The following is a 23,837-nucleotide window of genomic DNA, read 5'->3' on the forward strand; positions in this document are numbered from 1 at the left end:
CGGTCACCAGTCGTCGCGCACGGCGCGCACCGCATCGACCGACATCGCCGCGCGCGAACTGAGGAGCGCCGTGAGCGCGGCGGCAACGACGACCGCCGAGGCCAGCGCGGCCAGCAACCCCCACGGCATGTGCAGGCTCATCGTCCAATGAAACGACTGCGGGTTGACGACATGCACGAGCACCATCGCGAGACTCAGGCCCAGCGTCAGACCGGCGAGCACACCGAGCAGCGCGACCAGCGCGCCTTCCATCGCGAGCATGGTCGCGATCTGGCGACGCGTCACGCCGATGTGCCGCAGCATGCCGAACTCGCGCGTGCGTGCGAGCGCTTGCGAGCCAAAGCTCGCGCCGACGCCGAACAGTCCGATGATCACCGCCACCGCTTCCAGCAGATAGGTCACGGCGAAGCTGCGGTCGAAGATCCGCAGGCTCGCGGCGCGGATCTCGCCAGGCTGTGCGAACTCGAGACGCTGGCCGCCGGAAACGCTCGCGCGCAAGCTTGCGATCGCCTGCGCGGGCGCGATGCCCGAGGCGAGCCATATGGCGGCATCGGTCACGCGCGTGTCGCGCGTGAGCCGGCGATAGTCGCTCGCATCGATGACGATCGCGCCGAACTGGCGTGCATAGTCGCGCCAGATGCCGGCCACGATGAATGGGAGGCGCTGCCCCGCCAGCGCCAGCGTGATGCGCTGGCCAGGGTGCATCCCATACAGGTCGGCGGCCGCCTCGCTGATCCACACGGGCGGCGGATCGCCAGCTTGCGGCACTAGCGGCGCCGTCGTCAGCGGCAGGCGAGCGCCGGGATGGCGCGCATCGATGGGCCGCGCGAGCACGCTGACGGGCGGCAGGCGCGCGTCGAGCGAGATTTGCGTCGCGCGGAGAAACTCGGCGCGCGCGACGCCGGGCGCGGCCGCGATGGCCGCCTGATCGCCGGGCGAGAGAAATGCGCTGTCGCCGCCGGGCGAAGCACGCAAGTAGAGCGGCGCGGGCAATAGCACCTGCAGCCAGTCGTCGACCGCGACGCGAAAGCTCGACACCATGATCGCCATCGCCGTCATGAGGCTGAAGCTCGTGACGATGCCCGCCAGTCCGATCGTGGCGCGCCCGGGGGCATTGGCGAGCTGCGCCAGCACGAGCTGCGGCAACGCATGGCCCGAGCGGGGCAGCACGGCGAATACGGCGCGCGCGACGGCCGGCATCGCGAGCACGCCGCCCAGCAGCAGCAGCGCAATCGCGAGATAGCCGAACACCGGCAAGCCGGCCACGGGCGGCAGGAGCGCCGCTGCCGCTCCGGCGCCGATCGCGAGCAGCGCCGCCGTCACGGTGCGCCTCGTGCGCAGCCGCGCGGAGGGCGCTTCCTCGTCGCCCGCCTTCAGCGCCCGCGCGGGCTGCGCCCTCGCCGCTTCGAGGGCCGGCGCGAGACTGCCGAGCACGGACGCGGACACCCCCAGCGCAAAAAATATCGCCGCGGGCAGCGCATCGAAATGGACGCGCGGCCGCACCCCTTCGAAATAGCCGCCGCCCAGATCGCCGCCCGCATAGCGGAGCACGGCGGCCGCGAGCGCAAACCCAATGACGAGACCCGCGGCGGCGCCGACCACGCCGAGGATGGCGCCCTCCGAGACGACGATCCGCAACACGCCACGCCGGGTCACGCCGATCGCACGCAACAGCGCGAACTGCGCGCGGCGCCGCAGCACGGCGAGCGCCTGCATCGTGAACACGAGGAACGCCCCCGTGAACAGCGCGACGAGCGCGAGCACGTTGAGATTCGCTCGATACGCACGCGAGAGCATCGACGTGCGGTGCGCGTTGTCGCCCGGCGTGACGGCGGCGACGCCGGCAGGCAGGCGTGGCGCGATCGACTGCGCGAACGCTTGGGCGTCGATGCCCGGCTTGAGCTTGATGTCGATGCGCGCAAGTGTGCCGAGCCGCTGCAAACGCCATTGGGCGGCGCCGATGTCCATCACGCCGACACGCACCGCATCGCCCGACGCGCCCAGCACGCCCGCGACGCGCAGCGCGACCGGCGCCAGCCCGACCTGTACCGTGAGCGTATCGCCGGGCTTGAGCGCGAGCCAGGTCAACGCGGCGGGCGAGAGGAACACGGTGTCGGGGTCGAGCAGATCGAGGGTAGTGCCCTTCGTGCTATCCGTGCTATCCGTGCCATCGGTGCCATTCGTGTGATCCGCTCGCTCGACGCGTCCCACGAGATTCGGCGTGACGTAGCCCGCGCGAAACACATCGACGCCGAGCAGCTTCAACGATTCGTCGCGGCCCGCCACGCGCGCATCGACCTCGACCACGGGGCTAGCCGCCGCGACCTCGGGCAAGCGGGCAATGCGCGGATACAGCGCTTCATCGAAGCCCGCGCGCGGTCCGCGCAGCTCGAGGTCGGCGTTGCCCATCAGCGAGTTGACGGTGGCCGAAAGCTCGCCCAGCGCCGCGCGATTGATCAATTGCACGGCGTAGCCCATCGCGACACCGGCGGCGATGGCGAGAATGCCAATCAACGTGCGCAGCGGATGCCCGCGTATTTCGCCGCCGATGAGCATTGCGCCGATTCCGCCAGCGGGCATCTGATCGCGCGTGCCCCGCCATGAGCACGATGGGCACGATGAAGCTCTCTCGCGCGACGGACGCACGGCGCCGAGCCAGCGCATCGCCTACGCGCCGCCTGCGCCCGGCGCGTACGGCTCGAGCCCTTCGGGCGTGAGCCGCAGCACGCGGTCGGCGGCAGCGGCCACGGCCGTCGAGTGCGTCGCGAGCAGCACGCCCGCGCCGTTCTTTTGCGCCAGCTCGCGCAGCAACGCCAGGATGCGCATCGCCGTGTCGTGATCGAGATTGCCGGTGGGCTCGTCGGCCAGCACGAGGTGCGGCTCGTGCACGAGCGCGCGCGCGATCGCCACGCGCTGCAACTCGCCGCCCGACAATTCGCGCGGCAGGGCGTGCTCGCGCCCGCCGAGGCCGACCGCGCGCAGCACCAGCGAGACGCGCACCGGCACGTCTTTCATCAGCATGCCGTTCAGGAGCAACGGCAGCGCGACGTTCTGCGCCGCCGAGAGGTTCGGCAGCACATGGAACGCCTGGAACACGAAACCCATTTTCCGGCGGCGCTGCAGGGTGGCCGCGTCGTCGTCGAGGGTGGCGAGATCATGTCCGTCGAAGACGATTTGCCCCGCATCCGGCCGGTCGAGTCCGGCCGCGAGGTTGAGCAGCGTCGATTTGCCGACGCCCGATTCGCCCATGATGGCGACGCATTCGCTCGGGCCCAGTTCGAGATTCACGCCGCGCAGCACGTTGCGCGGCGCGGTGCCGTCGTAGTGCTTCGATACATTGGCGAACGTCAGCATCATGGGTCGACCATTCCTCAATCGCCGTTCCGGTTGCGAGTTCGATTGTTGCACCGATCGCGGTTTGCCGCCGTGACAGCCGCGATCGTCGCCCGACGCGGACTTTCCTGCGCGACGCGAGCCATCGGAGAGGACACGCCCGACCGGCCCGCTATTCGCAATCGACAAGACGGGCTTCGAGCAGGCGCGCGAGCGCGACGCCACCTTCGCGCATGATGGCATCGTGATTCCAGCGGAATGCGCGCCGCACGGGCGGCGCGAGCGCAGCCGCGTTCATCCAGGTGCTGGCAGTCCTGACGTGCCAGTCGTAGTGCACCAACGTGCGGCTGCCGTCGGCAGTGAAACGCCAGCGTCCCACGCCCTGCAGCGCGCCGCTGGCCTCTCCTTCCAGCGCCACGAGCGGTGCAACGCGCGTGACACGCACGTCTATGATCACACGATAAGGCAGCGCACCCTTCCACGTGTAGCGATGCACCGCGCCCAGACCGTCGGTCGCGCCCGCCTGCAACTCGCGCACCGCTTCGACATTCTTCCACCAGGTGGGCCAGGTCGTCGCATCGTGGATCGCGTCCCACACCGCCTGTAAGGGCGCCTCGATGCACCACAATGTGGCCAAACGAAATTCCGCCATTGCACGCTTCCTCCTGTTCGCGGTACGGCCGGGTTTGTTCGAAGGCGGCCCCCGTGCACGCAGGCAGGCGCGAGCATTGCTCGGTGCGGGGCAGTGGGCCAGAATCACTCATCATCCACGTCTGGGTACGTTCGAGTATAGGAGGCGGCGATGCGCATACTGGTAATCGGGGCCACAGGGCTCCTCGGCGCGGAAATCGTGAAGTGCTTGTCCGCGCACCACGAGGTCATCGGCGCGAGCCGGAAGGGGCCTGCGCTCACGGTGGACATTTCCGATAAGGCCTCGATCGCCGCGATGTACCGCCAGGCCGGCGCACTCGATGCGGTGATCTGCGTGGCCGGCGCAGCAAAATTCGCACCGTTCGACGCGCTGGCGGACGAAGACTTCGCCTTCAGCCTGGCCAACAAGTTGATGGGGCAGATCAACGTGGTGCGCTGCGCGCGCGAGGCCGTGAAACCCGGCGGCTCCGTCACGCTGACGAGCGGCGTGCTCGCGCAGCATCCGATGCCGGGCAGCGCGGCGGTGAGCGTCGTCAATGCCGGTGTCGATGCGTTCGTGCGCGCCGCGGCGCTCGAACTCGCCGGGAGGCTTCGTGTCAATGCCGTGAGCCCCGGCTGGGTCGCGGAGACCTTGCAGAGAATGGGGCGTGATCCTGCAGAAGGGGTGCCGGCCGCGACGGTCGCGCAGGCGTTTCGCAAATGCGTGGTGGAAGACATCACCGGCCAGGTGGTGTCGGCCGCGTCGACTGCGCAGTAGGCCTCTGCGATGACGGACGCACCGCTTACGAACCGGGATCTCGTTGCCGATGCGCAAGCGCGCTTCGATGCGCTCGCAAACTACCAGGTCACGCTGAAGTCGACATCGCCGGGAACGGAACCGGTGGAGGTGCTCTATGGCTACCGCAAGCCCGGCTTCGTTCGAATGGACTTCATCCGCCCGCATGCCGGCGCCACGCTCGCCTACAGTCCGGCGTCAGGAAAGGTCAAGCTTTGGCCCTTGGGTTTCGGCACGTTTCCGAGCCTCGTGCTGAGCCCCGACAGCCGTATGATCCAAAGCCCGCGGGGTCATCGCGTCGATCAGTCCGACATCGGGGCGCTGCTCCTGAATGTCCGCGAGCTACTTCGGCAGGGTGGCGATACGCAGGTCGTTGGCGCCGAGATTGTCGGCATGCGCCGGACCTCGCATCTGATCGTGACGTGCAGGCGCGGACACGTCGCGACCGGCGTGTTCCGGTATGAGCTGTGGTTCGATGAAAGCCACGGGCTACCCGTCAAAATCGCGAGCGAGGGCGCATCACGCGAGCCGATCGAAACGGTGCTGATGGAGAACCTGCGCATCGACGTGCCAGCGTCGCAGCTCAGGCCGTTCGGCTAGACACGCGCTCGCGCGCTCGCCCGTGAATGACCCTCCGCGCTTCCCGTAGCTTCGTACTGCATAGCAAGTATCGTGACCGTCTGCGACGGTTTATTCGGCCTTCCCGGAATCGGTTTCCGCCGTCGGTGCGGAAGCCTCCTTAGGCGGCGCCTCTTCCTTGATTTCATAGGACGGATCGCGCACCCAGCGGCTCAGGTCCTTGCTGATCACGATGGTCGTGCGGTCGAGAATCGAACAGCTTCCCTTGAACGCGCCCCACACACCGCCGACCGACCAGCGGTTGATTTTCGTGTGACGGGTGACCTTGCCGCCTTCGATCAGATCCGCCGATACCGTCGTCGCCTTGGGTCCGCTCCATGCGCCGCCGCCGACGCCCAGTACGTGGGTAATCTGCAAGCGGAGCACCTTTGCGTCGCCGGCATCGGCTTCCGATGCGATCGTGCCGTCGCCGGTTTTATTGATCTTGCGCAGCGCCGTGCCGACGTGGCGAGTCAGCATGTCTTCGATGTGGCATTCGTCCTTGATCTTCTGGACTACGCCCGCGTCCGGCGCATACGTTACCGGGGTCTCCAGCAGAACCTGGCTGGAGGCAAAAGCCGAGGTCGTCGAGAAGCAGAGTGCGGCGAGAAGGCTTCTTTTCATAGCGTGGGTTGTTTTTGGTTGTGAATTCATCGGACGAAATTGATGGTGCGCATGATAGCAGGGCGCGGGGATAGATTCGCGTCCGCGCACCATGCGAATTGCATCGGGCATCGTTTCCTTGCCCAATCCCATCAAACGTCAGTGTCCATTCAGGTTGGGAACGGTTCTGCACTGTCTCCCGGCATCACCAGTTCGGGCACCTGGCTGAAACCATAAGCCGCGCCCGCAGCATCGAGGTCGAACACCCATACCATGTCGAACCGTTCGCCGGGCCATTGTTGCGGCGCCGACGTGTTGCCGAGTATGGCGTTCGCGATGAGCGGGATGTGCTTGTGCTCCCAGCCGATCAGCACCACCCCGCCGCATGACTTCACGACGTCAACCAGTTCGGTTTCCTGACCAACGGCGTAAGTCGTATCGACATCGAGCGACAGTTTTTGTGCAACGACGCTCACCGTCTCTTCAGGCCGCCTGCTCGACTTACCGCCGTCGTCGGATGCCGCGAAGATGATATTGGGCTGAGCGAGCGCCTCGCTTTGCAGCGCGCCGCGGGATGGCGTAAACAGCACCGCCAGCGCGCCCGCGCGGGCCCATCCCTGTACGAGCAGCGAATGGGCGTCCTGCTCGCCAGCAGTCGTCACGCCATAAGGCGGTATCGCGCCCTGGGGCTTTTCGCCATGGCGAATCACCATGATTTTCTGCGGAAGTCCCATGTCGTCCTCCTAGCGATGATTCGCACAACCTGGCAAACCGGCCGCTATGCCAGCGCCTCCTGGATTGCAGCCAGCAGGTGTTGCCCTTGTGGCGTGCCCCACCCCGATACCGCGTCATAGCCCGTACCCGCGCTATAGCCGCCCGCGGAGGCGGTGTTGTTGTTGCCCGAAGTCACGTCCGTGCAACCCGCCGCACCGAGAGTTGGCGCGCCGCCCGCACCCGCCGGTCCATAAAGCATAGGTGTCAGATAACCGACGCGCTTGCCGCCCGCGAGCTGACCGTTGATCAAGGCGATCAACGCGGCCCATAGCGGACTCGCGGCGCTCGTGCCGCCATTGGCTTCCACGTGGCCATCCACGACCAGCAGGTAGGGCGACGCATTCCAGTCCGCATTGGCGGCGACGTCCGGTATGCATCGGCCGTTGATCGCACCGGGGTTCACCGATGTAATCGTGATCGCGCTTTGCCAGTCCGGCCGTTGAAAGACGTCGCTGACGCCGCCCCCCGTACTGCCTCCCTGATCGGCCCGCAGCCCGTCGCCCTCCATCCACACGACGTCCGGAGCCGCGCCCGTGAAATCGACGATGGTCGTTCCCCCTACGGAGAGCACATAGGGGCTCGACGCCGGAAAATCGACGTGCGCGTGCCCGTCGGTGAGCGCGTCGCTCGAACCGTCGTCGCCGGCGGCGACGCACACTGTCATGCCGAGATACGCCGCCTCTTTCAGCGTTTCATTGATTTGCGACATCGCCTGAGCGGTCCAGATATCCGTGCCCTCGGGCGCGCCCCAGCTGATCGACAGCACACCCGGATTGTGGGTCTTGTCCTGCATCGCGGCGTCCAACCCGGCGATCATGCCTGCTTCCGTCCACGCCGAAAAATAGACGACGATGGCGCTCTTCGGACACAGCCCTGCAACGACCTCGATATCGAGCATCACTTCGCCTTCAGCGCCATCCCTGCTCTCGGTCGAAGTACCGTCCGTGCTCACCGCCGTCACTGTCGGCATCGACACGCCGGCTTTCTCGCAGAACTTGCTGAGATCCCCGGCAAAATAGCCCCCTGCGAATTCGAGGAGGCCGACCGTCTGCCCCGTGCCGTCGCCTTGCGGAAAGGCATAACGGGTTGCGAACTGCGCGGGCACATACCAGGACGGATGCGAGGACGAAAGTGCCTGCGGCGTGTTCGTCCCGCGTACGGGCTGACGCCGCCGCTTCACGATACGGCGATTGTCGAGGCCGAACACGCCCTGCACGATGTCCTTGAGCGGGTCGGGAACGAACAGATAGCCGACACGCCCGCGATAGTTCCCCTCCGCGTGCGCGTAGTTGAAGAGCTTCACGTTGAACGCGGACTCCATCGCACTGACCGTCCCGGACAACCGCACGGTCCTCGCGCCCACGCTCGCACCGACGGTCTTGAGACCGTACTGCGCCATGACCTGCGTGACCTGGTCGATGTCGTCCTGCGATGCGCCGTAGCGCGCGGCAAGCTCGTCGCGCGTCAGCGGTGCAGCCGGGCGCGCGTCCAGATCCGGCAGCGGCTGCTTTCGCCTCAGCTTCAAGGTGACTTCGATGACGCCGCGCGCGTTCGCCTGGCCCAATACCCGGGCTCCGGGCAGGGCGTGCCTGAGGCTACCCGCCAGCTTACGATTCGGTACGTTCATGATGGCCTCACTCGGCATTGCAGCTCGCCGACCTGCTTCGAACATGGGCGCGTCCGACCCTGCGGCGGTGGGCGCCCGGTCGCTCGTCTTGCCGCGTCAGTCGGCAATTTAGTATGGCGTCCGATTCAATCGGCGGCGATATTGCGCGATCCCTTCGACAGCGGTTTGCTCCGGCTGAATCGCTGCCCTGATCGCGGCGACATGGGCTTGTGCCTCTCCGTAGAAAGACGAGAGGTCCGCTTTCATCGCCGTTCTCGATGCGTTGTCGAGATAGACCATATGGCCCGACGGATAGTTGTGGACCGACAGATTGTGATCGATCTGCTCGCTGCCCACCGGCATGGTCTGGAAGGTGATGAAAGTCTGGAAGAACGGCGTCACTGCGTCGTAATACCCGTTGGCCGAAAAGACCCTCAGGTACGGATTGATGGACATCGCGGCCGCAAGGTCGCCTGCTGTGTACAGCGTTCCCGGGCCGCCCTTCTGTGCGCCCGTCGGGTCGATATGACCGAAGTCCCAGTTCTCGAACGCGAGGTCGTTCAGATCCATGAAGGGCGATACCGATGTGTACTGCAATTCTTCGTTGAGGTACACGTTCCACATCGCCGTATACACGCCGCCCACGGCAGCCATCGTGGGATCGTTGCCGCCCGAATCCGGCGCGACGAATTCGGCAATGCCCGTGTCGATGCCCGTCACGCGGCCGTCATAGGCGCCCACGGCCAGACCGGCATCGAGCAGCAGGCTCGTCAGGAACGCCGAGCCGTTTCCCAGCGAAGGATCGAGTTGCCAGTATTTGAGGACCATCGGCGGAATGCCGAGAATCTCGCTCAAATGCTTCAGCACCGCCTCATCGACATCGGGGAAAGCGTTCAAGGCGTTGGCGTACGGACCGGTCGCGAATGCGCTTACCTCGTCCATGAATTTCGGCAGATCGGGAGGCACCGGAGACAAGGTCACTTTCTTGTGGAACCAGGCGTCGGCCGCGAACGTCGGGAGGATGCCGATCGGATTGCCCGTTTGCGAATAATCGAGAATCGAAGACTGCAGGACAATGCCGTTCAGATCGACGCCGTCTTCGTGCAACAGCCAGGTGAGCACACAGGTGCGCGGTGTTCCATAAGACTCGCCGAACAGATATTTTGGCGAATTCCACCGGTTGAACACGGTCAGATAACGCTTGATGAACTGCTTGATGCAGCCTGCGTCCTCGTCCACGCCCCAGAAGTCCTTGTTGGTGTGAGGCTCGACCGCGGTCGAGTATCCGGTGCCCACCGGGTCGATGAAAACGAGGTCGGTCTGGTCCAGCAGACTGTCACCGTTGTCTTCGAGCGTGTAGGGAGCGGGCGGCGTGAAGTTCGGCATGCTCGTCTTGATGCGCCTCGGTCCGAATGACCCGAGAAGCAGGAAAACCGACGACGAGCCCGGACCGCCGTTATAGAAAAACGTGACGGGCCTCGACGACGGCGTCGCAGCGTCGGCGGTGAAGGCCACGTAGAACAGTTTCGCGCCCGGCCGCGAGCTATAGCTGTCGGTCGTGACGAGATGACCCACACGCGCCGTATAGGCAATCGATTTCCCGTTGAGCGTGAGCGTGTGATGCGTGACGGCGGCGTTTTCCGTGACGTCGCTGATCGAGTCATCGGGTCCGTATCCATACGGCGTCATGTCGACAAGCGGCTGGTCGGACGGTGCACCATTCCTTGCAGTTGCATTCATCGCGGATCTCCGTTTTTCGGTTCAGTCGAACACGAACCGCCGCTTCGACGCCGTCCTGCTCACGGCCTCATGCGCCAGCCTTCACAGGCAATCCGGCAATCGAAATGAAAACGATAGTAGACGTTCCTGCATCATCAAAACGCAGGGACTGTTCATGCGGGTGCAAGCTGCGGTTTCGGCGACGGCGACAATCAATGGCTTTCGTGTAGCCGTTTCCGGATCGAAACCCCATGCGACCGATGAACATCGTTTCGACGCCTTCTCCTTGCGAAGTATAGAAAACGGCCTGTTGTTTCCAAGGCAGTTTCGATGTCTGCTGCTATCGCTCCAACGAAACCGGAATCTCGTAGTATCGAGCCGATATGCGGCTTGCATGAATCGTTGCGACTCCTCAGTCTTCGGCGGCCGATCGACGGGCAGAACGCTTCCGGGGCTGAATGCACGCCATCGCAATACCGGCTGCGGCGAACGCACCCGCGGCGGAAACGACGGCGACGGCGCGCATCGCGTCGATGATGGCGTCGGCCTGCGCGCGCGCGACGGGTGTCTCGCGTGACCCTGCGCCCGATAGCATCCCCGCGTGGGGTTCCAGCAGTTGTCCCCCCTCGCGTGCATGCTGTGGCACGTGAAGCTGATCGAGGCGCGCCGAAAGCGCAGCCTCATGCGTCCACACGAACACGATGCCGAGCACGGCAATCGCGAGCAGGCTCGCCACGCGCGCAACGGCATTGTTGATGCCGGACGCGACGCCTGTACGGTCGCTCGACACCGAGCCCATCACGGTCGTGGTGAGCGGTGCGACGGTGATCGTCATGCCGAGTCCGAGCACGGCGAGCGCCGGAAAATATCCTGCCCAATAGCCGCCTCGCACGAACGGCAGCGCCAGCAACGCGAAGCCGATTCCGGCGACGCCAGGGCCTGCGCTCAGAAGCGCACGCGACCCCAGGCGCCTCGTGAGTCCGCCAGTGAAGCGCGATAGGAAACCGATGGTCACGGGTATCGGCAGCAGCGCCGCGCCTGCTTCCGTCGCGCTGTAGCCGTGCGCGCGGATCAGCGTGAATGGCAGGAAGAACAAGGCACCGCCGAGCCCGAAGTAGAGCAGCAGTGTGACGAAATTGGCGCCGGTGAAATCTCGCGAGCGGAACACGTCGAGCGGCACCATGGGGTTGGCGCTGTTTGCTTCGATCATCACGAATGCGGCGAGCACGAGCACGCCAGCGCCGATCGCGCACAAGACGAGCACATGCGCGAAGCCGCGCTCCGAGGCCAGGGTCAGACCGAGCGTGAGCGCGGCGAGTCCGACTGCCGCGGCCAGCGCGCCTGGCCAGTCTAGCCGTCGAGGCGCATCGAGCCTGTGGCTGTCGGGCACGGACGATATGGCGAGCGCGATCGTCAGCGCCGCTAGCGGGACGTTGAGAAAGAAGATCGCGCGCCAGGACAGCGCGTCGACAAGCCAACCGCCCGCCACCGGCCCCACCGCCGACGTGATCGCGCCGAACCCCGCCCACGTGCCGATCGCCCGTCCGCGCGCTGCGTCGTCGAACACGGCGCCGATGATCGCGAGACTGCTGGGAACGAGCAGTGCTGCGCCGATGCCTTGAACGCCGCGCGCAACGATCAGCGCGACCGCGTTCGGCGCAAGTCCGCAAGCGGCCGACGCCAGCGTGAAGAGCGCGATGCCCGCGATGAACACGGTGCGGCGGCCGAGTTTGTCGCCCATCGATCCGCCGACCAGCACGAGCGATCCGAGAAACAGCAGATACGCATTGACGACCCATTGCATCGCCCCGACACTCGCGCCAAGTTCGCTCTGAATGGACGGCAACGCGACATTGACGACGGAGCCGTCGATGAACGCCATGCTCGAACCCAGGATCGTCGCGGCGAGCGCGAGACGTTTGCGCCGGCACGGCCGATCGACGGTGCTGGGCTGCGCGCGGATGACGAGTTCGTCGCACGGGCTCGCTTGCGCCGCAACGACGCGCACGCCCTTCGGCTTGCTTTCAATGAGATCCGGGTAGGCCAAGTTCGCTCCAGCATGGATCGATGACTAGAGTCTGTTCATGCTGACCTGGGCAGTCAAGCCGTTCGCATTCGCGGCCGTTTCAGCGCGCGCGTTCTTTCGCGCGCGTACGATTGCCGTGAGCGAAATCACGAAGAGAGACGAGCCATGGCGACGGAGCAATCCCGGAACACCGGGCAACAGTCTATCCCCAAAGTCTCGCTTGCCCTGCAAGGCGGCGGCTCGCATGGCGCTTTCACATGGGGCGTCATCGATCGATTGCTCGAATCGGCGTCGCAGGCAACGCCACTCGATATCGCGGCGATCAGCGGTGCGAGCGCGGGCGGCATCAATGCGGCGCTCTGCGCGGCGGGCCTTGCCACCGGCGGCGCGGCGAAGGCGCGCGAGATGCTGCGCGCCTTCTGGGAAGCGGTGTCGCGCGCCGGGACGCGGGCCGGCAATGCGCTCTTCGGCTTTTCCGCGCCCGGACCATTCGGCGGCTGGAATATCGACTGGAGTCCGATCGCCATTTTGATGGAGGCCGCGGGACTCGTCGCTTCGCCCTATGACAATCCGTTTTATCGTGATCCACTGGGCCCGGTGATCCGCTCCGCGCTTTTCGAGAGCGATTTCGCCACACTCAACACGTCGAGCAGCGCCCCGCAGGTTTTCATTAGCGTGACCAATGTACGAACCAACCAGCGCGCCATCTTTACGCAGCCCGAACTATCCGTAGACGTGCTGCGCGCTTCCGCTTGTCTGCCGAGCGAATTCCGCACCGTGACTATCGATGGCGTGCCGCTCTGGGATGGCGGCTATCTAGGCAATCCGCCTCTCGCGCCGTTGATCGCCCACGCGCAGGACCTGATCCTGATTCTCGCGAATCCATTCGTGCGCCGCGACATGCCGCCGAAAAATGCCCGCGGCATTCTGGACCGGCTCAACGAAATCGGCTTCAACGCTTCCGTCGTGCTCGAGATCAACGCGATCGAAGCGGTCAACCGCGTGCTCGACTCCGTTGGCGCGGAGGCCGCGAGCAAGAGCCGCTTCAAGATCGTCAGGTTCCACATCATTCGCGACGACGACTTCCTCGCGAAGTTCGGATTCGTTTCCAAGAGCAGTACTTCCTGGCCCTTGCTCGAAACGCTGTTCGAGCGCGGGCGCGAGGTGGCGGGCGTGTGGCTCAGAGACCATTACGCGAAGGTCGGGCGGACGTCATCGCCCGTTGACGTCAAAGATACGTTGCTCGATCCGATGCTCAAGCAACGTAACGCGCCGCAAGCGCAACAAGGTTCGTAAAGCACGAACGCCACGACACAACGTCGCCGCGTGCGTCAGTTCAATGACCTGTTCTCTCGAGCCGATCGAGGCGACCGAGCAGATCGTTCGCCTGCTGCTGGACCTGCATGGATAGCAAAGGGATGGCCAGGATGCCCCGGACGCGGCCGCGCCAGTAGTTCAGGTTGACCATCATGCCCTTCTCGATGGCGCGAAGGCTGTCTGCCGAGTGCTCGAGATGGCAGAGCACGTTCCGGATATGAGCCAGATCCCTTTCAGCAAATTCGTCGCGCATGATGGAGTCCCCGTTCCTTGTGTCCGCCCCGCTCTTGTTTCCCTGTCCACCTTCCTGCATCGGTGCCGCCTGCCCTACGCGCTGCACCGTGGGTCCGTTGCCACCAGGCGTGATGATCGAAATTGCGCAGAAGGTCCGCCCGACGCCGCTCACGAAGGTAGTGCGCCGTCACGCCAACCGCGGCGATGACAAGCACGGTTGTGCCGGCGGCCATACCCAGCCACGTTTGGTCCACGTCAGCCTCTCCAGTTGCACGACAGCGCTACTGCGCGTCATAGACAGGGTGCTTGCAGACCGGTCAAGCGACCGGCCTCCCGCAGCAGCGCACGATGCAGATGTCATGCCATCCGGGCACGAACCGCGCAGAGCGCAGCCCAACGTGAATTGCGATGTTGCGAGTCTGGGCGCGACCATCACTTGCCTGAACGGTGTTGGAAAATCGCCGACATGGGCCGGTTTGGCTCGCGCGAGTTGTGCATCGCGCCCGCCTGCTCGCAGCGAGGGGCACACACGGGGAACGTCATGAACTGGCTGGCCAATACCGTTCTCGTCTTGCACGCGCTGGTCGTGCTATTCATCGTCGGCGGGTTGTTCGCGATCTGGGCAGGCGCATGGCTACACCGCGCCTGGGTGCGCAACCGCGCGTTCCGGCTCGCGCATCTGATCGCCATAGGCGTGGTTGCGATGCTCGCTGCTCTCGACATACCGTGTCCGCTAACGGTCCTCGAGGACTGGCTACGGACCGGCAACATGGGGCCGCAGGGCTTCATCCAGCGCTGCGTCAGCAACTGGCTGTATTACGACCTGCCCGGCTGGGTGTTCGCGACGGCCTATGCAGTGTTCCTGCTGGTTGTGGCCGTCACCTGGTTTCGTGTCCCGCCGCGGTCTTAGTGGCAGACCGGCCGCTGCGAGAAACGGGCGGCGACTTTCCGCAGCCGCCGCCGTTTGCGCTCACGGCAACGTGATCGTGCGCGTGAATTCGCCTGTCACGTTCGCACTCGTCGCAACACCGAAGACCGGGTGTACCGTCTTGGCGCCGCTAGCGGCCAGGCCCATGTAGTCGCCGAGGAAATGACCCTCCGCAAAGGGAGCGTCAAGGATGTTGAACGAAGCATCGGTCAGCTTGCGTTCGTTACCCCAATTGGCGGCGTTCTTGCACGCCGTGGCGGTCGAGCAGAAGACCGCGAAATAGTCGGTGCCCTCGAATCCGGCAGGTGTGTTCGTGTCGTTACGGAAATCGTAGTAGGTCACCACGATCGTACTGCCGTCGCCCGACGCTACCACCGCTGGAATGAAAGCCTGCTGCCGGCAGGGGTTCGTCCCGTTCGGCGGCGTCTGGTTGATCATGACGGGTGTCGACCAGCTAGCCCCGCCGTCATCCGATTCGCTGAAGACGATCCCTTCAATCGGAATCGAGCCCGTGGGTGTGGTGCAAGTCGCGGATGAAAAGCGATCGTCCTGCCAGGTGAGGTAGATCGCCCCCGAAACGGGGTTCACCGCGGCACTGTAGAGAATGGCGGCATCGCGTACCGGCTTGCCGCTGTCAGGCGTGACCACGCCGTTTCCGGCCTCGTAGATATCGTTGGTGAATGTCGGCGCCGACCAGTGGCCGCCTTTATCCACGGACTTGATATAGCCAATGCTCAAACCCGTGGCCGGCGTGACATTGATCGCCGTGAAGAAGTCGAGCAGGGTTCCATCGGGCAACACGCGCACCATGTTGTCGATGGTCTGTGCGTTCGTGCCCGGCTGGTAGATCGGCGCGGCCGTGCTCCATGTCACACCGTTGTCGGTGGACCGCGAGAAGAAGCTCGGGCCGGTGTAATTGAACTTGAAGACGGGCGCGCCGCCCGCGGCGGACGCTGCAGCGTTGCGCAATTGCTGCGCGATCAGGACGCCATCGTTTTGCGCGAGCAACTGGGCGCCTTCCTTCGTTTGCGGGAAAACACTCAACTGATCCCAAACCGCATAGACGTACTTGTTCGCAGTCGGATCCGCAGTGAGCGAATTCTTGTCGTTGAGCACGTGCGGCGAGTTGCTGCGGATCAGCGCAACGGGAGGCTGCCACGTTGCGCCGTGGTCGGCGGAACGGCTGACCAGCATGCCGCTATTTCGCGCACCGAACGGCGTCGTCGGCTTTGCGGGATCCAGTACCAGCGAGAAGAAAAAGGCCGTTCCGTCCTGCGCAAAGTCTACCCAGGGATCGGAAGCGCGCCGGAACTTACCGCCGGTACAGTCGGTCACCCCGGACGGAATCGTATTGGTCCACGTGCTCCCTCCATTGGTGGAGACGACGCCGACGAGTCCGCGCGAACCGCCGTTGCTCCAGCGGTCCTGCTGGTGGCCGGCGAGCAGGCGAGACGGGTCGGTCGGATCGACCGCGACCCAGGGCTCGATCGAGGTGGCGGGAAAGAGGACGCTGCCGAATGCCGATTCCTGCGCGTGCACCTGGTCGGCGGTGCAGCCGCTAAACGGGTCGCCCCCGGCGACCTGCACGAGCGATCCCAGCGTTTGCGCTTGCGCGCCTGGGCCGATCAGGCATGCGAGCGCGATGACGCCGCCCCCCGCAATGCCCTGACAAACGAACCGGGATAGGCAACTGCAATGGATTTTCATTCGGAGCCTCGCGAAAAAGGTATGCAGATGGCCGCCTGTCGATTACCGGCGCCGTGGTGTCTGCACCGTCAACTCCTGAGGGAAGCGAAAACGACCTGACGCAGCAAAAACCGAACCTGGTTCGTTCGCCTGGACAGATAGCGGTGCATCGACCCAAACACACTAGTTCGTGGTCGCCCCAATCGTGTGAAAAATTCATCGCGTATGCCGCTTTGACGCGCCGCGTCCCCGATTCTATTGAACTGGTATGAGGAATGCAGGGCGAACGCAGAAGCATGTATGCGCTTGCAGAAACAGCGGTGATAGCTGCGCCTTGGCCCAACCGGCTCAGTCTCGGGCTTTCAAAGACGTCAGTCTTCTATTTGGAATGCTTATTTATCAGGCCGCGCAAGGGCGACGAAGGCGGGGATTCAAGCGAAGGAGAACGGAGCGCGAGAACGCGCGCACGGAACGCGTGGCAATCAACCGCCACGGTTTGAAGCAGAGGTTCGCGCCGCCCACATGGGCAGGCGCGATGCTTACGCTTTACAGCGGCGTAATGCTCGAGGCTTGGAGCCCCTTCGGACCACGCTTGGTCTCGTAGCTGACCTTCTGGCCCTCGGCAAGCGTCTTGAAACCCGTTCCGCGCACTTCGGAGAAGTGAGCGAAGAGGTCGTCGCCGCCCTTGTCCGGGGTGATGAAGCCAAAGCCCTTGCTGTCGTTAAACCATTTAACGGTACCGGTTTCCACTAGAAAATCCTTAATTTGACAAATAAAAACACGCGCGCCCTGACGAGCGGCGAATAAAAAATCGAGCGGGAGAAGTCAACGAGAGCCGCGAGTCGCGGCAAATGATGAGCAGACACACCTGGAAGATTCGAACGGTGAAGGTACGCGGTATCGGTGGCCACGTCAAGGAATTTTCTGCGGCCCGCCCGAGAAGGCGCGCCCGCCCCGCCACATCGCAGCATCCGAGGTCATAACGCCTTCCAAAAAGAGGGCCGCCGCTCTCGCATGGAGAGCGGTCGCTTCCGATGCGCGTTCAGCACTACATGCCCATGCCCGTTCCTCCTCCGATGCCTGCGCCCGTGTTCGAACCGGTGTTCGTCCCCGGAATCGGAGTTGTATTCAGGTCGATCCGCCCATACACCCCATCGGCTTCGTCATTCGGCCCCGCCGCGAAGAACAGCGTATTGGAAGGCTGATTGCTGAGGTCGTTGCCGAACGCGATGCCCCACACGCCGTGTTCGACCAGCGGACTTCCGTTCGACGCGCTGAGTGGTCCCATCGACTGCCCGCTCGATGCGTTGAACGCGTTGATCGTCCCGTCGCCGAAATTGCCGATCAGTATCGCGCCGCTCATCGAGCCGAAGTTCCCGGGCGCTTGCGCGACGCCCCATGGCGCGTTTAGCGGACCGCCCGTCGCGAACCGTTGCTTCAGGTTGCCGGCCGTGTCGTACATGTCGACCATGCCGAGTCCCGTGCCCGCAACGTCGTCGTGCTTCGCGGCGTCTTGCATCGCGTAAGTGACGAACAGGTTTGCACCGATCGCCTGGATGCCGAACGGTGCGAACCCGGCCGGAATCGCCGGGTCCGAGAACCCACCGGGCATTGCGACCTTTGCGAAAGCGGTGTTGAAGACGTCGATCTTGTTGTTATGAAAGTCGGTCGCGTAGAGGAAGTTGCTGTTGTTCATCGCGGCGAGCGCGAGGCCCTTGTACACGGCCCCCCCCGTCCCGTCGTCGTACATGACGAATGCGCTGGTCGGCGCGACGGCGGGCGCCCACGCCGTAATGGTGCCGCCCTCGCCCGCGAAAATGAACGCCGCGGCCCCTGACTTGCCGTTTTCCGTGACGGTGAAGCTTTGTGTGCCGTTGAAAACGATGCCCGTGGGCGATGCCGAGCCGTTCTTTCCCGCCGGTATCGTCACGATCAGCGATTGCGGCACGCCGTTGCCGTCATAGAGCGTCGCGACATTGGTGCCGTTGTCGGCCACCCAGGCGAACCCTTTCGGATTGAAGGCGACGCCCCAAGGGTTCTTCAGATTGACGTCGGTATGCGCGGCGGGCACCGCGCCGTCGGACACGAGGGCCGTCGCGGTGAACGACGACAACTGGATAGGCGGGCTCGTGCTGCTGGAACTGGAGCCAGACCCGCCACCGCATGACACGAGCGTCGCGATGGCCGCGCCGCATGCTACGACACCGAATACGTCGAATAGTGACTTCATGACCGCACTCCTTCTGCCCAAAGGACCTTACGGTCAATGAACGAGAAGGACGCGACGATTATTCCTGCGGCCAGCAGCTTGTTTCGCGACGTAATGGCGTGCGATCGCCATCGCTGAACCGGCTAGCCAGGCGCGAATGACGGGTAACGAAAACTGCATCCAGCCTATTCCAACCGGCGGGAGAGACAGTGTATGCGCGCAACGTGCCGTCCTCCGGCGCGACCGGCGTCTACGGCCTTTTCGCCGTCAGGTAAGCAATGCGCTCGGCGCCGAACTGTTGTCCGCTTTCGAAAATCGCCCGCATTCGCACTTCCAGGTACGTGCGCTCTTCGCGGGTGAAATTCTCCTCGAGGACTTCTTTCAGGGTGGGCGCCAAAGGGTGGGGCGAGGTGAGAAGAAACGTTTCCCAGGGGAGGCTGTCCTCCGTTCGCACATCGATATGCAATTCCAGATGAATATCCGTGAATCCTGCGTCGATGGCAAAGCGAACAAGGTCGCGCTCGCCGTAGTTCGTGATGGGCAGCGCGCGCACCTTCTCCTCCGTATCGGGGTACTGTGCCGCCCGGCACCGCAGCAGGAGAGGGAAAAACGGATCGTCGGTGTTGAACGCACGCTGATCGACCAGTCGCTTGAGCATGCAGACCTCGAGCGCTTCGTCACGCAGGATCGGCTCCGCGATGGCCAGGCGGCCACCCGGCTTGAGGATGCGGTACAGCTCGCGCATTGCAGCGGGCTTGTCTTCCACATACGCCAGAACCGCGCGCATCGTCGCCGCATCGACTGCCTCATCGGCAATGCCTTGCAGATTCTCGGCAGAGCCGTGTACGAATGCGCACTGCCCGTTCACCCCGAGCGTTCGGGCAGTCGCTTCCGCGTGCCGCAGCAAGGGGCGCGAAATATCTGTCATGACCACCCGGATCGCAGCACCAGCCCGCTCGATTGCCCGAAAGCCGACCAGACCGTCACCCGTACCGATGTCGGCCAACACTATGTCGGAACGAAGGCTAACGGAATCCAGCAAGCGGTCAGCGTACTTCGTGATCTCGGCACGGACGGTATGCTCATGGGCGCGATCTTCGCCGTGGCGCTGCCCGAGAATCCATGCGGACCAGTTGTCATGAGTGACATCGTTCGTGAGCGGCGACAAAGTAACTTTCCAGGAGGCGTGAGCGATCCGCGCGATGGTAGCCTGGTATGCTGACGAACACCTTAACCGAGCTTTGCGAGGCATAGGATTGTCCGCCTTTAACCTGAATGAAAGTCGCTTTCATCCCGGAAAACTGCGCCAACGATCTTGTGCATCGGACGGTGGCCGCCAGGGCTTCTACCCCTAACTCACGCAAATACCTGGCACTGCGACCTTTTGAAAGAGATGCGGCGAAGCGACGGCCGAGGAAGGATAAGCCGCGAGGCTCGATCTGAATTCCGGATGAGAAAACACCTCACGAAAGTGTGCGGTGGATTCCCAGACAGCGTAATTCATGTACGTTGGCTTTTCTCCGAGTGCGCGATGAAGCTGAGTCGAAATAAACCCGGCTTGTTGCTTCATGAACGCTGCATCGTCCTGCCAGACCTTGAGGAATATCGGCTCATCGGCGGGATCGAGTGTGAAGACGTTCACGAGCACAACAGGAGCGGCCTCGGTCGCCAGTTGACGGTCGATCGCAAAGGAAGGGTCAAGCGGTCGCAACTTCCGATGGGTTGACTGTCAACGAGATCAAGGCCGCGCATCGGGTCATCATGAAATTGCAGAAGAATCTGGACGCATGACCGAAGCCGATGACCTCGATTGAGCGCTCCATCATCGTTCCCTCGCGGGCCGCTGCGGCATGCAATGCGGCGGAAATACGTGATCGAGTCCTCTGCCACGCCGCAATCACAGGTCGACAAGGCGCGCCGGTCGCTCGACAATGCTTTGCGAAAGACGGCCGTATGCGCTGGTTTCCAAACGTCTTTTTCTATGCGGCGTAGCGCGCGACTCCCGCCAGCGGATTTTTTTGACTTCGTGTCCGTCGGCATGCGGCCCGTGCGTCATTGTGATGGCGGCCCGTTGCAATTCATCCGCCTCAACCCCATGACGGAGGCTCAAATGGAATACCTGTTGATGATCTATTCGGAAGAAAACCGCTGGAGCCAGATGACTGACAGCGAGCGGCAGCAAGGCGTTGCCGCCTATCATGCATACACCGAATCGTTGCAGAAGGCGGGCGCGCTGGTGGGCGCAAACCGGCTGCAGAACACGAACACGGCCACGACCGTACGGCTCGTCGACGGCAAGCCGCAGGTGCTCGACGGGCCGTACTCCGATTCGAAGGAGCAGCTCGCCGGTTACTACCTGATCGACGTGCCCAACCTCGATGCGGCAATGGCGTGGGCGTCGCGTTGTCCCGGCGCGGCGCACGGCATCATGGAGGTGCGCCCGGTCTGGACCGCACCCTACGATGCGCCATCGGGTGCATGAGCCAGTCCGGCGGCGGCCGTCACGCTGACGCCGCCGCGCATTCGATAGCCGAAGCGGTCGCTCGCCGCAGCTACGGCAAGCTCGTCGCGCTGCTCGCCATGCGCACGCGCGACGTCGCCGCGGCCGAGGACGCACTCGCCGAAGCGTTCGCGGCCGCGCTCGCAACGTGGCCGCAGCACGGCTGCCCGGCCAGCCCCGAAGCGTGGCTGATGACGGTTGCGCGCCGTCGGGCGATCGATGGCGCGCGTCATCGCCAGGTCGGCGACGCGGTGGCGAACCAGCTCGCGATCCTCGCCGACGAAATCGACGAGTGCGAGCCCGGCGCGTTGCCCGACCGGCGGCTCGCGCTGCTGTTCGCGTGCACGCACCCCGCGCTCGAAGCCGCGATTCGCACGCCGCTGATGCTGCAAGTGGTGCTGGGACTCGAGGCGAAGACGATTGCATCCGCGTTCCTGATGTCGCCCGCCGCGATGGGCAAACGCCTCGTGCGGGCAAAGACCAAGATCCGCGAAGCAGGCATTCCGTTCAGCGTGCCCGAGCGCGAGGAGCTGCCCGGCCGCCTGGCTGCGGTGCTCGAAGCCGTCTATGCGGCCTACGCCGAAGGCTGGACCGACCCGGTCGGCGGCGACACCGAGCGGCGCGACCTCACCGACGAGGCGCTGTATCTCGCACAGCTGCTCGTCGAGTTGCTTCCCGATGAACCCGAGACGCTGGGCCTGCTCGCGCTGATGCTGTTTGCGCAGGCGCGGCGCGGTGCGCGACGCGATGCGGCCGGCGATTACGTGCCGCTCTCGGCTCAGGATCCGGCTACATGGAACGCGCCGATGATCGACGCAGCCGACGCCCTGCTCCGGCGCGCGAACGCGCTCAACGCGATCGGGCGCTTTCAGCTCGAGGCCGCGCTGCAGTCTGCGCACGTGCATCGCTGCTTGACGCGCCGCCCGAATTGGCACGAGATCGTGCAGCTCTACGATGGGCTGCTCGCCATTGCAGCATCGCCGGTGGTTGCGGTGAACCGCGCGCTGGCACTGGCGGAACGCGACGGCCCGCAGGCGGCGCTCGACGCGCTCGCGCCTTATGCGGACGATCCGCGGCTCGCCGACTACCAGCCCTACTGGGCCGCGCGCGCCGATCTGCTCGCGCGTACCGGCGCAACGGCCGACGCGCTCGGCGCATACGATCTCGCAATCGGCCTCGAACGGGACCCGGCCGTACGCCGGTTCCTGCAGCGCAGGCGTATGGCGCTTTCATCGGCGAGCGTGCACGGCCTCGATGGACGGCAAGACCATGAATGATGATGCGGCGTCGAGCACGTCGCCATGCCCCAACTTTTTGCACCATATTTACGCGCTTGTCTCTACGCTATACGAAGGCGATCCCTGGATCGATCTTCGTGCTTCCGTGCTCATGCGGTAACGCTGAGCCTCTTCGTGACGAGAGCGAGCGTGCTGAAAATCCTCATACCCATCTTCGACCCCCACGGCGCGGAAAAAGCCGCGCGCCATAGCGCGTTCCTCTTCGCCCGGCGCTGCGTGGCCGAAGTCGAAATCGTGGAGGTCCTGGAAGACGTCACCATCGAACGCACCAGCGCGTTCTGGTCGCAGGACGAACTACGCGAACAAAGCCAGCGCCACCTGAGCCGCGCGCTCAGTGAAACCTGCGCGATTCTCGACGATGCCGGGGTGCCCTATACCTCGAGCTACATGTGCGGGCCCTTCGTGCGAAGCGTGTCCCGTCGCGTCGAAAGCGGACATGCCGACATCGTCGTCGTCGATGCCAGCCATCTCGGCATGCTGCGCAAACTGGGCATGCTCTTGAAGCTTTGGCGGCTGCGCGCGACACCGGTTACGCTGCTGCATTGAGGCGCCGGTGCGCTCCACCTGCGCGCGCCCCACTTGAGAGATGCGCCGACCAACGTCTAGAACGCGCCGCTGCGCATATCCCCGCCCTTGCGGTAATTTCGGTTGCTTTGCTCGGGATCGCGGTTCACCAGAGGTCGCGCATAGAGCGGATGACGCAGGCTCCGCACCTCGTGTTCGAGCTTGAAGCACTGCCCTCCGGTGACGGGATCCACGATGTCGGCGAAGCGGTATTGATGAGGCTCCTCGCCGTATGTCAGCCCGCGTTGCGCGAGCCAGGCGTAGGGTTTGGAGAAATTCGCGACGTACACCTGAATATGGTGTCCGTCGTACTCCGGGATCGCCGCGCGCGTTTCAGCAAAGACGAGTTGCTGACGCGTTCCCACGGCGACTACCGCTTGCTGCAAACCGTAGCTGTCCCGAACGTCGGCGGGCGCATCGAAGACCTCGCGGTAAAAGGCGGCAATCGATTCCGCGCTGCCGGCCGGCACATCGAGCTGCACATAGGCGATGCCGAGATCGATGTCAGACCACGGCGCTTGCCCCTGAAAAGCATCCCGATCGAGGCAGTCGTAACGGTTGCCCCACGGACACGTCACCTCCACACGATCGTCGCGCTCCACCCATCCGAACGCGGTTCCGTCGAGCACCGGCTGAACTCTGTGCAACCGTGCGACGAGCGCCTCGCGCGGCCCCACGACCAGCCCGACGTGCCCGCGCAAGCGCTGGGCTTCGCCTTGTGGCAGGTGGATCTGCGAACGGCCAATGTTGATCCACATATTGGTCACGCCCGTCATCACAAAGGGATCGCGCGTGAGTCCGAGCCCGCTGACGTAGAACGCCGTCGCGAGACGCTGGTCCGGTATCGTGAGGTTGATGTGCTCGAGCAGCACGAGGTTGCCCGTGTCCTCGAGTGTGTACGCTGAACGTTTCATCTTTTCGCCTTCGGAGAAGGCATCGCGTCGGGAGACGCCATGGTAACGAAAGCGCACGACCGATGTCGGCTAGCCCAAGCCG

At 64.3% G+C, this 23,837-nt stretch carries 22 protein-coding genes; 7 read left to right on the top strand and 15 right to left on the bottom strand.

Annotation, left to right across the window (positions count from 1 at the left end; translation table 11 throughout):
- Positions 1 to 3 precede the first annotated feature (3 nt).
- From BMI01S_RS19410 to BMI01S_RS19420, 3 genes are all read right to left on the bottom strand, one after another.
- Entirely contained in the window at positions 4 to 2,580 is a 2,577-nt protein-coding gene (locus BMI01S_RS19410) for an FtsX-like permease family protein (RefSeq protein ID WP_028231410.1), read from the bottom strand.
- Between the two features lie 87 nt (positions 2,581 to 2,667).
- A complete protein-coding gene (locus BMI01S_RS19415) occupies positions 2,668 to 3,354 on the bottom strand; it encodes an ABC transporter ATP-binding protein (RefSeq protein WP_028231409.1) in 687 nt (228 codons plus the stop codon).
- A gap of 151 nt (positions 3,355 to 3,505) precedes the next feature.
- Positions 3,506 to 3,985 (bottom strand): SRPBCC family protein, encoded by a 480-nt coding sequence (locus tag BMI01S_RS19420; RefSeq protein WP_028231408.1) that lies wholly within the window; start codon positions 3,983 to 3,985, stop codon positions 3,506 to 3,508.
- Positions 3,986 to 4,135: 150 nt separating this feature from the next.
- Here BMI01S_RS19420 and BMI01S_RS19425 point away from each other — a divergent pair, with 150 nt between their 5' ends.
- Positions 4,136 to 4,741, top strand: a complete 606-nt coding sequence (locus tag BMI01S_RS19425; RefSeq protein WP_028231407.1) for a short chain dehydrogenase — start codon at positions 4,136 to 4,138, stop codon at positions 4,739 to 4,741.
- A 9-nt stretch (positions 4,742 to 4,750) separates the two neighbouring features.
- Positions 4,751 to 5,359, top strand: coding sequence for a LolA-like protein (locus tag BMI01S_RS19430; RefSeq protein WP_028231406.1), 609 nt, complete (start codon positions 4,751 to 4,753; stop codon positions 5,357 to 5,359).
- Between the two features lie 90 nt (positions 5,360 to 5,449).
- Here BMI01S_RS19430 and BMI01S_RS19435 read toward each other — a convergent pair whose 3' ends face one another.
- The 5 genes from BMI01S_RS19435 to BMI01S_RS19455 all read right to left on the bottom strand — a co-directional run bounded on the left by BMI01S_RS19435 (position 5,450) and on the right by BMI01S_RS19455 (position 12,126).
- The gene (locus BMI01S_RS19435) at positions 5,450 to 6,112 is read right to left on the bottom strand and encodes a hypothetical protein (protein WP_244145336.1); all 663 of its coding nucleotides are present in this window, start codon (positions 6,110 to 6,112) and stop codon (positions 5,450 to 5,452) included.
- A gap of 38 nt (positions 6,113 to 6,150) precedes the next feature.
- Positions 6,151 to 6,714 (bottom strand): hypothetical protein, encoded by a 564-nt coding sequence (locus tag BMI01S_RS19440; protein ID WP_028231405.1) that lies wholly within the window; start codon positions 6,712 to 6,714, stop codon positions 6,151 to 6,153.
- A gap of 44 nt (positions 6,715 to 6,758) precedes the next feature.
- Positions 6,759 to 8,381 (bottom strand): S53 family peptidase, encoded by a 1,623-nt coding sequence (locus tag BMI01S_RS19445; RefSeq protein ID WP_028231404.1) that lies wholly within the window; start codon positions 8,379 to 8,381, stop codon positions 6,759 to 6,761.
- A 108-nt stretch (positions 8,382 to 8,489) separates the two neighbouring features.
- Positions 8,490 to 10,100 carry a S10 family peptidase gene (locus BMI01S_RS19450; protein WP_028212838.1) on the bottom strand — a complete coding sequence of 537 codons (1,611 nt, stop codon included), beginning with the start codon at positions 10,098 to 10,100 and terminating at the stop codon, positions 8,490 to 8,492.
- 391 nt (positions 10,101 to 10,491) lie between these two features.
- The gene (locus tag BMI01S_RS19455) at positions 10,492 to 12,126 is read right to left on the bottom strand and encodes an MFS transporter (protein WP_028231403.1); all 1,635 of its coding nucleotides are present in this window, start codon (positions 12,124 to 12,126) and stop codon (positions 10,492 to 10,494) included.
- A 144-nt stretch (positions 12,127 to 12,270) separates the two neighbouring features.
- Between BMI01S_RS19455 and BMI01S_RS19460 the strand changes: the two genes are divergently transcribed.
- Entirely contained in the window at positions 12,271 to 13,401 is a 1,131-nt protein-coding gene (locus tag BMI01S_RS19460) for a patatin-like phospholipase family protein (protein ID WP_042290213.1), read from the top strand.
- 40 nt (positions 13,402 to 13,441) lie between these two features.
- Here the strand turns inward: BMI01S_RS19460 and BMI01S_RS19465 are convergent, their stop codons facing one another.
- Positions 13,442 to 13,675 (bottom strand): hypothetical protein, encoded by a 234-nt coding sequence (locus BMI01S_RS19465; RefSeq protein WP_081716071.1) that lies wholly within the window; start codon positions 13,673 to 13,675, stop codon positions 13,442 to 13,444.
- Between the two features lie 522 nt (positions 13,676 to 14,197).
- Between BMI01S_RS19465 and BMI01S_RS19470 the strand changes: the two genes are divergently transcribed.
- Positions 14,198 to 14,566, top strand: a complete 369-nt coding sequence (locus BMI01S_RS19470) for a DUF2784 domain-containing protein (protein WP_028231402.1) — start codon at positions 14,198 to 14,200, stop codon at positions 14,564 to 14,566.
- A 60-nt stretch (positions 14,567 to 14,626) separates the two neighbouring features.
- Here the strand turns inward: BMI01S_RS19470 and BMI01S_RS19475 are convergent, their stop codons facing one another.
- From BMI01S_RS19475 to BMI01S_RS19495, 5 genes are all read right to left on the bottom strand, one after another.
- Positions 14,627 to 16,291: a sialidase family protein gene (locus tag BMI01S_RS19475; RefSeq protein ID WP_028231401.1), complete on the bottom strand. Its 1,665-nt coding sequence runs from the start codon at positions 16,289 to 16,291 to the stop codon at positions 14,627 to 14,629.
- A 525-nt stretch (positions 16,292 to 16,816) separates the two neighbouring features.
- A complete protein-coding gene (locus BMI01S_RS19480; RefSeq protein ID WP_028212843.1) occupies positions 16,817 to 17,020 on the bottom strand; it encodes a cold-shock protein in 204 nt (67 codons plus the stop codon).
- A gap of 298 nt (positions 17,021 to 17,318) precedes the next feature.
- The gene (locus tag BMI01S_RS19485; RefSeq protein WP_028212844.1) at positions 17,319 to 18,500 is read right to left on the bottom strand and encodes a TIGR03118 family protein; all 1,182 of its coding nucleotides are present in this window, start codon (positions 18,498 to 18,500) and stop codon (positions 17,319 to 17,321) included.
- A 229-nt stretch (positions 18,501 to 18,729) separates the two neighbouring features.
- Entirely contained in the window at positions 18,730 to 19,647 is a 918-nt protein-coding gene (locus tag BMI01S_RS38170; protein ID WP_028212845.1) for a class I SAM-dependent methyltransferase, read from the bottom strand.
- Between the two features lie 183 nt (positions 19,648 to 19,830).
- Positions 19,831 to 20,190, bottom strand: coding sequence for an antibiotic biosynthesis monooxygenase family protein (locus BMI01S_RS19495; protein WP_028231400.1), 360 nt, complete (start codon positions 20,188 to 20,190; stop codon positions 19,831 to 19,833).
- Positions 20,191 to 20,589: 399 nt separating this feature from the next.
- Between BMI01S_RS19495 and BMI01S_RS19500 the strand changes: the two genes are divergently transcribed.
- Genes BMI01S_RS19500 through BMI01S_RS19510 form a run of 3 tightly spaced genes read left to right on the top strand, consistent with a single transcriptional unit; the run spans position 20,590 to position 22,823 of the window.
- Positions 20,590 to 20,961, top strand: coding sequence for a YciI family protein (locus tag BMI01S_RS19500; RefSeq protein WP_028212846.1), 372 nt, complete (start codon positions 20,590 to 20,592; stop codon positions 20,959 to 20,961).
- The gene (locus BMI01S_RS19505) at positions 20,958 to 22,256 is read left to right on the top strand and encodes an RNA polymerase sigma factor (protein WP_042290216.1); all 1,299 of its coding nucleotides are present in this window, start codon (positions 20,958 to 20,960) and stop codon (positions 22,254 to 22,256) included. Before BMI01S_RS19500 ends, BMI01S_RS19505 begins: the two co-directional genes overlap by 4 nt.
- Before the next feature lie 24 nt (positions 22,257 to 22,280).
- The gene (locus BMI01S_RS19510) at positions 22,281 to 22,823 is read left to right on the top strand and encodes a universal stress protein (RefSeq protein ID WP_238327932.1); all 543 of its coding nucleotides are present in this window, start codon (positions 22,281 to 22,283) and stop codon (positions 22,821 to 22,823) included.
- 56 nt (positions 22,824 to 22,879) lie between these two features.
- Here BMI01S_RS19510 and BMI01S_RS19515 read toward each other — a convergent pair whose 3' ends face one another.
- Positions 22,880 to 23,713 (bottom strand): VOC family protein, encoded by an 834-nt coding sequence (locus tag BMI01S_RS19515; protein ID WP_244145335.1) that lies wholly within the window; start codon positions 23,711 to 23,713, stop codon positions 22,880 to 22,882.
- Positions 23,714 to 23,837 lie beyond the last annotated feature (124 nt).

Source organism: Paraburkholderia mimosarum LMG 23256 = NBRC 106338, assembly GCF_000739815.1.
Lineage (GTDB): Bacteria > Pseudomonadota > Gammaproteobacteria > Burkholderiales > Burkholderiaceae > Paraburkholderia > Paraburkholderia mimosarum.